Raw genomic sequence first — 11,943 nt, 5'->3', positions numbered from 1 at the left:
TGCTCAGAGACTCTTGGCGGCGAACGTATCGCATTGATTGATTTGACCTTGGGCAAAGCCTGCCTTGAACCAGCGTACACGCTGTGCAGACGTGCCGTGAGTGAAGGAGTCCGGAGCGACTCGACCACTGCTTTGCTGTTGCAAGCGATCATCGCCGATAGCGTTGGCCGCGTTCAATGCTTCTTCAATATCACCCGGCTCGAGCCAGTTCAAACGATTTTGTGCGTTGTACGCCCAAACACCGGCAAAGCAGTCCGCCTGCAGCTCCTGGCGGACCAGTAAACCGTTGGCACCTTCCATTTTCTGCCCGGCCTGGCGAGCCTTGTCGACCTTGGCGGAAATGCCCAGCAGCGTCTGCACATGGTGCCCGACTTCGTGGGCGATCACGTAAGCCTGAGCGAAGTCGCCAGCGGCGGAAAAGCGCTGTGCCATTTCACGGAAGAAGTCCATGTCCAGATAGACCTGCTGGTCAGCCGGGCAATAGAACGGACCGGTTGCCGAGGTCGCGCGACCGCAGGCCGAGTTCACTTGGCCGCTGAACAGCACCAGCGTAGGGTCCTTGTATTCGCGACCATTCTGGGCGAACACGGCACGCCAGGTGTCCTCGGTATCGCCAAGGATGCTGCGCACGAATTCGGCCTGCTGGTCGTTGGCCGGCGGCGCTTCCCGCGTCTGCGCGCTGGGTGGAGCGCTTTGCTCGGTTACTTGCCCGGTCAGTTGCCCGAGAATCTGCATCGGGTCCTGACCGGTGAGCAGGCCGATGGCGACGATGATGACGATGCCGCCCAGACCCAGGCCCTTGCCGCCGATGCGCATGCCACCGCCGCCACCACTGCTGCCGCCATCGCTCGCATCGACTACGTTGTCGCTGCGTCGGCCTTTTTTCCAGAGCATGTCGGATCCCTCTTCTTTTCGTGCAATGAGTGTCGCTGCTGATACGCGAATACGCCAGTCCGGCGTGTTCCGGCCAGCGTCGTGTGCAGAATGCGAGGGTATAGAGGTGCGCCGGGGCTGATTGGTTCGCGCAAGCTGTACCGTGGCTGTGTTTTGCTGAAATCCGCCGCTGTCAGGCCTGTTTTACGGTCTGCGCGTTGAGCACGTCCGGCGGCGAGGCGTCGGCAAAACGGTCGACCTGGCGCAACGATTTGAAGCCCGTCATCCAGGCACCGACCACGCCCAGCGTGCAGACGCCACCCATGATTGCGGCAGGGATTGCGCCGACCAGCGAGGCACTGGTGCCTGCGCGGAACTCGCCCAGCTCGTTGGAGGAGCCAATAAACAGCATGTTCACGGCATTGACCCGGCCGCGCATGTTGTCCGGCGTCGAGAACTGCACCAGCGCCGAACGAATGAACACGCTGACCATGTCCGCCGCGCCCGCGATCAGCAGGGCCAGGCATGACAGCCAGAACAGTGTCGACAGTGCAAACACCAGATTCGCTACGCCGAACAGGCCGACGGCGAGAAACATGGTCATGCCGACGTTGCGCTGCAGCGGGCGCATGCTCAGGTAAATGCCCACGCCCAGTTCTCCCAGGCTCATCGACGCTCGCAGCATGCCCAGCCCTTGCGGTCCGAGGTGCAGCACTTCATGGGCGTAGATCGGCAGCAGCGCCACCACGCCGCCGAGCAGCACGGCGAACAGGTCCAGCGAAATGGTGCCAAGGATGATTGGCCGCGAGCGAATGAAGGCAATACCTGCGGTGAACCGGCCCCAGGCGCTGGAGCCCAGTTCCACCGGTTTACCGGCAAAGGGCGTTGCCACGGGGGACAGAAACAGGATGCCGGCAATGAAGGCTGCGACGCAGACCGAATACGTCAGCTCTGCGCCGCCCAGCCAGTACAGATAGCCACCGATCAGCGGGCCACCGACGGTCGAGCAGCGCATGATCACGCTGTTGGTGGCGATGGCCGAGGGCAGCTGGTCGCGCGGGACAATCTGCGGCAACAGGCTTTGCAGCGCCGGACCGGTAAAGGCGCGGGCGCAGCCATACAGCATCAGCGCGCCGTAGATCAGCCGCAGGTCTTGCAGCTTCAGCGCCGAGAACACCAGCAGAATGACGCCACAAATCGCCTGCACCCCCCAACTGAGCATCAGGATGATCTTGCGGTTGTAGCGGTCGATCAGATCCCCGGCAGGCATCAACAGCAGCAACATGGGAATGAACTGAGCAAGGCCCACATACGCCAGCGCCATCGGCTCGCGGGTCATGTCATACACCTGCCAGGCAACGACCACCGCCTGAATCTGCATGGCAAACACCGCCATCAGACGCGAGAGGATAAAACTGACGAAACCGGGCTGGCTGGACAACTTGACCGGGGCAGAAGGCGCGGAAGACTCGGAGCTCAAGAAAAAGGATCCCATCGAAGCAGCTGATTCAGGTTTTTGGTTTATACCCCAGCGTATCGATAGGAAGCTAATAAATATTCTGACAGTTTCGCCGTGACGGGTATGAAAGAATCTGCGCCGCGCCGCCTGTTCAGGATAGGACGCGGAGCGTCCGGAACGGCATGCGACGCAGAGCGCCGCACGATAGTCGAGATTATCGTTCCTCACGCTCCAGCGTGGGAATGCCTTGGGTGACGCTCTGCGTCACAGATCTACGCCGCGCCGCCTGTTCAGGATAGGACGCGGAGCGTCCAGAACGGCATGCGACGCTGAGCGTCGCACGATAGTGGCGTCCGGGGAGCTTCAACGGCGAACCAGCAGCACGCCCGATTCCATGTGGTGGGTGTACGGAAACTGATCGAACAGCGCGCAGCGCTCGACCCGGTGGGTGTCGTGCAGTTGGGCGATGTTGGCGGCCAGGGTTTCCGGGTTGCAGGAAATGTACAGAATGCGTTCGAAGCGCCGGGTCAGTTCGCAGGTGTCCGGGTCCATGCCGGCGCGGGGCGGGTCGACGAACACGCTGCCGAAATCGTAGCTCTTCAAGTCCACGCCGTGCAGACGACGGAACGGGCGCACTTCATTCAGGGCTTCGGTCAGTTCTTCGGCTGACAGGCGCACCAGCGTGACGTTGTCCACGCCGTTGTCATCGAGGTTGCTCAGCGCCGCGTTGACCGAGGTCTTGCTGATTTCGGTCGCCAGCACCTTGCGCACGCGGGTGGCCAGCGGCAGGGTGAAGTTGCCATTGCCGCAATACAGCTCCAGCAGGTCGTCCTGCCGCTCGCCCAGCGCGTCGAAGGCCCAGTTGAGCATCTTGCCGTTCACCGTGCCGTTGGGCTGGGTGAAAGCGCCTTCCGGTTGCCGGTAGCTGAACGTACGGCCAGCCACGTCGAGCTTCTCGGTCACGTAATCATGACCGATGACCAGCTTCTGACCCTTGGAGCGGCCAATCAGGCTGACGTCCAGTTCGGCAGCCAATTGCTCGGCTGCGGCCTGCCATTCGGCGTCCAGCGGGCGGTGATAACACAGGGTAATCATCGCGTCGCCTGCCAGCGTGGTCAGAAAGTCCACCTGAAACAGCTTGTGGTTCAACGTCGGGCTGGCTTCCCAGCGTTCGCGCAGCACCGGCATCAGCGCGTTGATGCGCTCGCTGGCGATCGGCAGGCCTTCGAGCAGGATCGGCGTCCTGTTGTCGCCCGGCGCGAACATCGCGTAGTAACGCTTCTGGTCTTCGCGCCACAGGCGGAACTCGGCGCGCAGCCGATAGTGTTCGCGTGGCGAGTCGAATACCTGCGGCTCGGGTGCATCGAACGGCGCCAGCAACTCGCGCAGGCGGACGGTTTTTTCTTCGAGCTGACGGTCGTAGCTCGCAGGGTCGAAGGGAACACTCATGCGTTGAACCAGCCCAGCTTGATCACGAACAGGATCGACAGGATCACCAGCGCGGAATTCAGCTCGCGCCAGCGTCCCGACAGCAGTTTGATCGCGGTCCAGGAAATGAAGCCAAAGGCAATGCCGTTGGCGATGGAGTAGGTGAATGGCATGGCCAGGGCAGTGATGACTACTGGCGCTGCGACTGTGATGTCATCCCAGTCGATTTCCGCCATGCCGGACGCCATCAATACGGCGACGAACAGCAGCGCGGGTGCGGTCGCGAAGGCCGGCACGCTGCCGGCCAGCGGGGCGAAGAACAGCGCCAGCAGGAACAGCACGGCGACCACTACGGCGGTCAGACCTGTGCGGCCACCCGCACTCACGCCTGCAGCCGACTCGATGTAGCTGGTGGTGGTCGAGGTGCCCAGCAGGGAGCCGGCCATTGCGGCAGTACTGTCGGCGATCAGCGCACGGCCCATCTTCGGCATGTGCCCGTCCTTGCCCATCAGCCCGGCGCGTTTGGCCACGCCGATGAGGGTGCCGGAGTTGTCGAAGATATCGACGAACAGGAAGGCGAAGATGATGCTGACCAGACCGACGTCCAGCGCACCCATGATGTCCAGTTGCATGAACGTGGGTGCCAGCGAAGGCGGCATCGACACCACACCGCCAAACGGCGAGAAGCCCAGGGCGATGGACACCAGGGTGACCGCGAGGATGCCGATCAGCACGGCGCCGCGCACTTTGAGGTAATCCAGGGCCACGATCAAAAAGAAGCCCAGCGTCGCCAGTACCGGGGCTGGCTGTTTGAGATCGCCCATGCCGACCATGGTCGCCGGGTTGCTGACCACGATACCGGCGTTATGCAGGGCGATCAGCGCCAGAAACAGACCGATACCGGCTGCAATCGCCGAGCGCAGGGGCAGGGGAATGCTGTTGATGATCCATTCACGGATCCGGAAGATCGACAGGATGAAGAACATCACCGCTGAAATGAACACCGCGCCCAGCGCCACCTGCCAGCTGTGACCCATGTGCAGGACCACGGTGTAGGTAAAGAAGGCGTTCAAACCCATGCCCGGTGCCAGGGCGATCGGGTAGTTGGCGATCAGGCCCATGACCGTCGAGCCGATGGCCGCTGCCAGGCAGGTGGCGACGAACACGGCGCCCTTGTCCATGCCGGTTTCGCCGAGGATGCTCGGGTTGACGAACAGGATGTAAGCCATCGCCAGGAAAGTCGTGACGCCCGCAAGAATCTCGGTCCGCACGTTGGTGTTGTGTGCCTTGAGTTGAAACAGCCTTTCCAGCATGTCTGGCTCTCCGTGACGCGGCGCGCGTCGTGAATGATCGACTCCAGCAGCAAAGCACAGACTGCAGGGCAGCCCGTTTGATTTTTGCGGCTCGGAAAAAGCCGCGCATCATACCAGCAGCTTGGCGGGATGGCTGCCTGTGGATGACGGCCTTTCGATGACAAGTACGCTCATCAAGAAAGCCTGAACGTTGCAAACCTCGCGAAGTCCCACCCCTTAAGACGCATAAAAAGTGCGCTAAGCGACTGCCTACCGTGAGGTTTCCATGAGTGCAACGACCCCGAACCCCCAGGACTTCGCCACCCACGCGATTTCTCTGACCCTGAACGGACAGCTCCTCCAACTGGATGTGCTGCCCTGGACCACCTTGCTTGACCTGCTGCGCGATCAGCTCGATCTGGTCGGCACCAAGAAAGGCTGCGACCACGGCCAGTGCGGTGCATGTACCGTACTGCGCGACGGCACGCGCATCAATGCCTGCCTGACGCTGGCGATCATGTGTGACGGCGCCGAGCTGACCACCATTGAAGGCCTGGCCGATGGCGATAAGTTGCACCCCATGCAGCAGGCGTTCATCAAAAACGATGCGTTCCAGTGCGGCTACTGCACGCCCGGGCAGATCTGCTCGGCTGTCGGGCTTGCCAATGAAGGTCGCGCCAGCACGCGTGCTGAGATTCAGGAGCTGATGAGCGGTAACCTGTGCCGCTGCGGTGCCTACAGCAATATTCTCGCCGCCGTCGAAGAGGCGTTGCCACAGTTCCACAATGCGGCGCCGAAGCCGGAGGTGAGCGCATGAATCCGTTTACCTACAGCAAGCCGACCGACATCACCGCAGCTGTCAACCTGAGCGGCCCGGCCACGCGCTTCATTGCGGGCGGCACCAACCTGCTCGACCTGATGAAAGAAAACGTCGCCACGCCCGAGCACCTGATCGACATCACCGGCCTGCCTTTAAGGGATGTCACTGAAACCGCCTCGGGCGGTCTGATGATCGGTGCGTTGGTCAGCAACGCCGACCTGGCCTATCACCCGTTGATCGAAGCGCGTTACCCGCTGCTGAGCAAAGCGGTGCTGGCCGGTGCGTCGCCGCAGTTGCGCAACATGGCCAGCACTGGCGGCAACCTGCTGCAACGCACCCGCTGCTATTACTTCTATGACACCGGCGTGCCGTGCAACAAGCGCGAACCGGGCAGCGGCTGCCCGGCGCGCACCGGCGTGAATCGCATTCACGCGATTCTCGGTGCCAGCGAAGATTGCGTCGCGACTCACCCTTCCGACATGTGCGTGGCCCTGGCTGCGCTGGAAGCGGTGGTGCATGTCCAGGGACGTGCCGGTCGTCGCACCATCGAGTTCGCGGATTTCCACCGCCTGCCGGGTGATGCGCCGCAGCGCGACAATCAGTTGGCCGACGATGAGTTGATCATTGCCGTCGAGCTGCCTGCAAACGGCTTTGTCAGCCACAACGCTTATCTGAAAATCCGCGACCGTGCGTCCTACGCGTTTGCCCTGATATCGGTGGCTGCCGCCATCGATCTGGACGGCGAGGTGATTCGCGACGTGCGTCTGGCATTGGGCGGTGTCGCGCACAAGCCATGGCGCGACAAGGCGGTCGAAGCGCTGCTGATCGGCAAGCCGGTCACCCGCGAGAACTTCGCCGCTGCCGCAGACGCCATGCTTGAAGATGCCCAGCCTCTGGAGCACAACGGTTTCAAGGTCAGACTGGCCCGCCGCGCGATCATTCGTGCCTTGAGCGATGCCGCAACAGGAGGGAGCGCCCAATGAACCAGCCATTTTCGCCAATGGGCAAGCCTGTGGACCGCGTCGACGGCCGATTGAAAGTGACCGGTGGCGCACGTTACGCCGGTGAATACCCTGAAGAAGGGTTGCTGTACGGCAGCGTGGTCTCCAGCACCATCGCCAACGGGCGCGTCGCCAGCATCGATACGAGCGAGGCAATGAAGGTGCCGGGTGTGGTCGCTGTCATCGACCACACCAATCGTCCTTCGCTGGCCAGCTACGACGAAAACTATGAGGACGCCGATTCGGCTGACGGGTCGCCGTTTCGTCCTTTCTACAACGACAACGTGATGTACAGCGGCCAACCGCTTGCGCTGGTCGTTGCCGATACGCTGGAGCTGGCGCGGCATGCGGGCTCGCTGGTGCGTATCGAATACGAGCAGCAGGAGCACCAGACCGATCTGCAGGCCATGCTCGACACGGCTTATGACGCGCCTGCCGAATTGCCGCCGCCGCGTGGCAACTTTGAGGGTGAACTGGCCAGCTCTGCGCTGAGTGTGGACGTGACGTACAGCACGCCCAGCGAATACCACAACCCAATGGAGCCGCACGCGTCGACCGTCCTGTATCAGGCCGACGGCAGCTTGCAGATTCACGACAAGACGCAGGGTACGCAAAACTGTCAGGACTACCTGCACAAGGTCTTTGGCCTGGAAAAGGACAAGATCCGTGTGCTGGCCGCCTTTGTCGGTGGTGCCTTCGGCTCCGGCCTGCGCCCGCAATATCAGTTACCGCTGGCGGTGATGGCTGCATTGCACCTCAAGCGCTCTGTGCGCCTGACGCTGACCCGGCAGCAGATGTTCACCTTCGGTTATCGCCCGCGCACCATTCAGCGTCTGCGTCTGGGTGCGGCTGCCAACGGCCGTTTGCTGGCGGTCGGTCATGAGGCCATCGGGCAGACTTCGCGCTTCGAAGATTTCAGCGAACACGTGGTGGAATGGAGCGGCATGCTCTATCACTGCGACAACGTGAAATTGACCTATAAGCTGGTGCCGCTGGATGTGTTCACGCCGCTTGACATGCGTGCGCCGGGTGCTGCCCTGGGCATGATCGGCCTGGAATGCGCCATGGACGAGCTGGCTTACGCCTTGGCCATCGACCCGGTGCGCCTGCGTCTGACCAACTACGCCGAGCGCAACGGTAACGAAGACAAGCCGTATTCGAGCAAGGAATTGCGCGAATGCTACGCCCAGGGTGCCGAACGCTTTGGCTGGTCCAGCCGTAACCCTGAGCCACGCAGCATGCGCCAAGGCCGTCAACTGGTCGGCTGGGGCATGGCCGGCGGTGTCTGGGAGGCCATGCAGATGAAGGCCAGCGCCAAGGCGCGTCTGCAAGGTGACGGCAAGCTGGTGGTCAGTAGCGCTACCACCGACATCGGCACCGGCACTTATACCGTCATGACGCAGATCGCTGCAGAATCGTCGGGTATCGAAGTGGATAACGTCAGCTTCCTGCTGGGTGATTCTTCATTGCCGACTGCGCCGTTGCAGGGTGGCTCGTTCACGGTTTCTTCAGTCGGTACTGCGGTGCAACAGGCCTGTCAGGCTTTGCAGCGTCAGGCACTGGAAGTTGCCAAGGGGCAGCATCCACAATTCGCTTCCGTGACGCCGGATCAGGTTCGCTTCGAAGCGGGCAAGCTGCACATAGGCGATCAGGCGCTATCGATGGCTGAACTGGCAGCGTCTCAGGCCCATGGTGTCATCGAGGTGCAAGTCGACGCCGAGCCGGACAAGAAGCGCGAAGCCTATGCGGCAGCGACGCACTCGGCGGTGTTCGTCGAAGTGCTGGTCGACGAGGATCTGGGCACTATCAAGGTCAATCGTGTGGTCAGTGCCGTCGCAGCGGGCAGGGTCGTGAACCCGAAAATGGCGCGCAGCCAGATTCTGGGTGGCGTTGTCTGGGGCATGGGCATGGCGCTTCAGGAAGAGGCGATGCTCGACCACGACCTGGGCCGTCCGATGAACCACAGCCTGGCCGAGTATCACATCCCGGTGAACGCTGACATCGGCGACATCGACGTGCTGTTTGTCGAAGAACACGACGATATCGTCAACGCGCTGGGCTCCAAGGGCGTCGGTGAAATCGGCATCGTGGGCGTCCCGGCAGCGATCGCCAACGCGATCTATCACGCCACCGGCAAGCGGATCCGCGAGTTTCCGATCACGCTGGATAAGCTGTTGTAACAGCGACCGCAAATCCAACGGCCTATCATGCCAATGCTCTGCATTGGCATGCAGTGCGTGACGCTCTACATCCTCCTGCGCAGGCAGTGCGGCGCAGGTACGACGTGGAGCGTCACGAACGGCATTCCCACGCGGAGTGTGAGGAACGATAGGTGCCCGGAAGGACTCCGCATCTGCAAGCGCTGTGCAGGTGAGACAACCCGCCACGCGACAATAGACCACACGACTTTAATGGCTGAACAGGACTACTCTTTGATGGTCGATTGATCTGCATCATTGCGTTCAGGCAATGATCGGTGCATCGACCAGCGTTTTCGCCATTGGAAACGCCAGAATAAAGAAACATAAGCACTCATTACCGTGGGGGCAATCGCTGTTGGCTTGCGGCCGGCAGCAGGTTTCATCTGAGAGAGGAACATCCTATGTTCGGTTTAGAGGCTATAGATCTCGCCCGGATCCAGTTCGCATTCACGATTTCGTTTCACATCCTGTTTCCTGCCATCACTATTGGTCTGGCAAGTTACCTGGCTGTGCTCGAAGGCCTGTGGCTGAAGACCCGCGATGACGTCTACCGTGACCTGTACCACTTCTGGTCGAAGATTTTTGCTGTCAACTTCGGCATGGGCGTGGTTTCCGGGCTCGTCATGGCCTACCAGTTCGGCACCAACTGGAGCCGCTTCTCCGACTTCGCAGGTGCTGTGACCGGCCCGTTGCTGACCTACGAGGTGCTGACCGCGTTCTTCCTCGAAGCGGGCTTTCTCGGCGTCATGCTGTTCGGCTGGAATCGTGTCGGCCGCAACCTGCACTTCTTCTCCACGGTAATGGTCGCCATCGGCACGCTGATCTCCACCTTCTGGATTCTGTCGTCCAACAGCTGGATGCAGACGCCGCAAGGGTTCGAGATCATTGACGGTCGGGTCATTCCCACTGACTGGTTCGCCGTGGTCTTCAATCCGTCGTTCCCTTATCGCCTGACGCACATGGCGATTGCCGCATTCGTGGCGACGGCGTTCTTCGTCGGTTCGTCGGCTGCCTGGCACCTGTTGCGGGGCCGTGACACTCCTGCGGTACGCAAGATGCTCTCGATGGCCATGTGGATGGCCCTGCTGGTGGCGCCTGTCCAGGCTGTCGTCGGTGACTTCCACGGTCTGAATACGCTCAAGCATCAGCCCGCGAAGATCGCGGCCATCGAAGGTCACTGGGAGAACGTCGGTGACGAACCGACCCCTCTGATCCTGTTCGGCATTCCCGACATGAAGGAAGAACGAACCAAGTTCGCGGTGGAAATTCCGTACCTGGGCAGCCTTATCCTGACTCACAGTCTCGACAAGCAGGTGCCGGCGCTCAAGGAGTTCAAGCCTGAGGATCGCCCTAACTCGACAATTGTGTTCTGGTCGTTCCGGGTCATGGTCGCCCTCGGCATGCTGATGATCTTCACCGGCCTGTGGAGCCTGTGGCTGCGCAAGCGCGGCACGCTGTATAACTCGCGTCCGTTCCTGTACCTGGCGTTGTGGATGGGGCCGTCTGGCCTGATCGCGATTCTCGCAGGCTGGTTCACCACCGAAATCGGTCGTCAGCCGTGGGTCGTGTACGGCCTGATGCGTACCGCGGATGCGTCGTCCGGGCACAGCGTGGCGCAGATGAGCATCACCCTGGTGCTGTTCGTGGTCGTCTACTTCGTGCTCTTCGGTACAGGTCTTGGCTACATGATGCGTCTGGTTCGCAAAGGGCCGAAAGCCTACGTCGAACATGTGCCTCACGGTGGTCCCGGCCAGCAACGCACACCGGCCCGTCCGCTCTCCGCTGCTGTTGAAGGCGAAGAAGATGGCGGCAATCTTGACCCGCTCGGCAAGGGGATTTAAGCCATGGGTATCGATCTTCCGCTGATCTGGGCCGTCATCATCGTCTTCGGCATCATGATGTACGTGGTGATGGACGGCTTCGATCTGGGTATCGGGATTCTCTTCCCATTCATGAAGGACAGCTCCGACCGCGACGTGATGATGAACACCGTCGCGCCGGTCTGGGACGGCAACGAAACCTGGCTGGTGCTGGGCGGTGCGGCATTGTTCGGTGCTTTCCCGCTGGCCTACTCGGTGGTCCTGTCTGCGCTGTACCTGCCGCTGATGTTCATGCTCATGGGCCTGATCTTCCGTGGCGTGGCATTCGAGTTCCGCTTCAAGGCGACCGAGCTGAAGCGCCACTGGTGGGACAAGGCGTTCATTGGCGGCTCGCTGGCTGCGACCTTCTTCCAAGGCGTGGCACTGGGCGCCTACATTGAAGGCATTCCGGTGGTCGATCGCCAGTTTGCCGGAGGCTCGCTGGACTGGCTCTCGCCGTTCCCGATGTTCTGCGGGCTGGCCTTGATCGTTGCCTATGCGCTGCTGGGCTGCACCTGGCTGATCATGAAAACCGAAGGTTCGCTGCAGAAGGCGATGCATGATCTGGCACGTCCGCTGGCCCTTGCAGTGCTCGCGGTCATGGCCGTGGTCAGCCTGTGGACGCCGCTGGCCCATGCTGATATCGCGCATCGCTGGTTCAGCACGCCCAACCTGTTCTGGTTCATGCCAGTACCGATTCTGGTGCTGGTGACCATGTACGGTCTGTTCAAGGCGGTGGCCCGCAATGCTCACTACACGCCGTTTCTGCTGACCCTGTTGCTGATTTTTCTGGGCTACAGCGGTCTGGGGATCAGCCTGTGGCCGAACATCATTCCGCCTTCGGTATCGATCTGGGCAGCCGCCGCACCGCCGCAGAGCCAGGGCTTCATGCTGGTGGGCACGCTGTTCATCATTCCGTTCATCCTGGGCTACACCTTCTGGAGCTACTACGTGTTCCGCGGCAAGGTGACGGCTGCAGACGGTTATCACTAGTCCGAACCGAGGAGAAT

The 11,943-nt window shown here is 61.4% G+C and carries 9 protein-coding genes; 5 read left to right on the top strand and 4 right to left on the bottom strand.

All coding sequences use genetic code 11. The annotated features are described in order from the left end of the window. Positions 1-3: 3 nt before the first annotated feature. The 4 genes from ypfJ to PCPL58_RS23645 form a co-directional block, all read right to left on the bottom strand. A complete protein-coding gene (ypfJ, locus tag PCPL58_RS23660) occupies positions 4-894 on the bottom strand; it encodes a KPN_02809 family neutral zinc metallopeptidase (RefSeq protein ID WP_065350572.1) in 891 nt (296 codons plus the stop codon). A gap of 172 nt (positions 895-1,066) precedes the next feature. Then, entirely contained in the window at positions 1,067-2,353 is a 1,287-nt protein-coding gene (locus PCPL58_RS23655) for an MFS transporter (protein ID WP_032609214.1), read from the bottom strand. Between the two features lie 342 nt (positions 2,354-2,695). Next, the gene (gene trmA / locus PCPL58_RS23650) at positions 2,696-3,781 is read right to left on the bottom strand and encodes a tRNA (uridine(54)-C5)-methyltransferase TrmA (RefSeq protein ID WP_003399943.1); all 1,086 of its coding nucleotides are present in this window, start codon (positions 3,779-3,781) and stop codon (positions 2,696-2,698) included. After that, a complete protein-coding gene (locus PCPL58_RS23645; protein ID WP_003396212.1) occupies positions 3,778-5,073 on the bottom strand; it encodes an NCS2 family permease in 1,296 nt (431 codons plus the stop codon). Before PCPL58_RS23645 ends, trmA begins: the two co-directional genes overlap by 4 nt. A 265-nt stretch (positions 5,074-5,338) precedes the next feature. On the opposite strand from PCPL58_RS23645, the gene PCPL58_RS23640 reads away from it, so the two are divergent. From PCPL58_RS23640 to cydB, 5 genes are all read left to right on the top strand, one after another. Next, positions 5,339-5,869, top strand: a complete 531-nt coding sequence (locus tag PCPL58_RS23640) for a (2Fe-2S)-binding protein (protein WP_065350571.1) — start codon at positions 5,339-5,341, stop codon at positions 5,867-5,869. Further along, positions 5,866-6,855, top strand: a complete 990-nt coding sequence (locus PCPL58_RS23635; RefSeq protein WP_054081984.1) for an FAD binding domain-containing protein — start codon at positions 5,866-5,868, stop codon at positions 6,853-6,855. Before PCPL58_RS23640 ends, PCPL58_RS23635 begins: the two co-directional genes overlap by 4 nt. Next, positions 6,852-9,053, top strand: coding sequence for a xanthine dehydrogenase family protein molybdopterin-binding subunit (locus PCPL58_RS23630; RefSeq protein WP_065350570.1), 2,202 nt, complete (start codon positions 6,852-6,854; stop codon positions 9,051-9,053). The genes PCPL58_RS23635 and PCPL58_RS23630 overlap by 4 nt, the downstream gene beginning before the upstream one ends. Positions 9,054-9,475: 422 nt before the next feature. Next, entirely contained in the window at positions 9,476-10,915 is a 1,440-nt protein-coding gene (locus PCPL58_RS23625) for a cytochrome ubiquinol oxidase subunit I (RefSeq protein WP_003431639.1), read from the top strand. A gap of 3 nt (positions 10,916-10,918) precedes the next feature. Continuing rightward, positions 10,919-11,926, top strand: a complete 1,008-nt coding sequence (cydB, locus tag PCPL58_RS23620; protein ID WP_003368713.1) for a cytochrome d ubiquinol oxidase subunit II — start codon at positions 10,919-10,921, stop codon at positions 11,924-11,926. The last annotated feature ends 17 nt before the right edge of the window (positions 11,927-11,943 follow it).

It is taken from the genome of Pseudomonas cerasi (assembly GCF_900074915.1).
In the GTDB taxonomy this organism is placed as follows: domain Bacteria; phylum Pseudomonadota; class Gammaproteobacteria; order Pseudomonadales; family Pseudomonadaceae; genus Aquipseudomonas; species Aquipseudomonas cerasi.
This window is presented reverse-complemented; position numbering and strand designations above follow the sequence as displayed.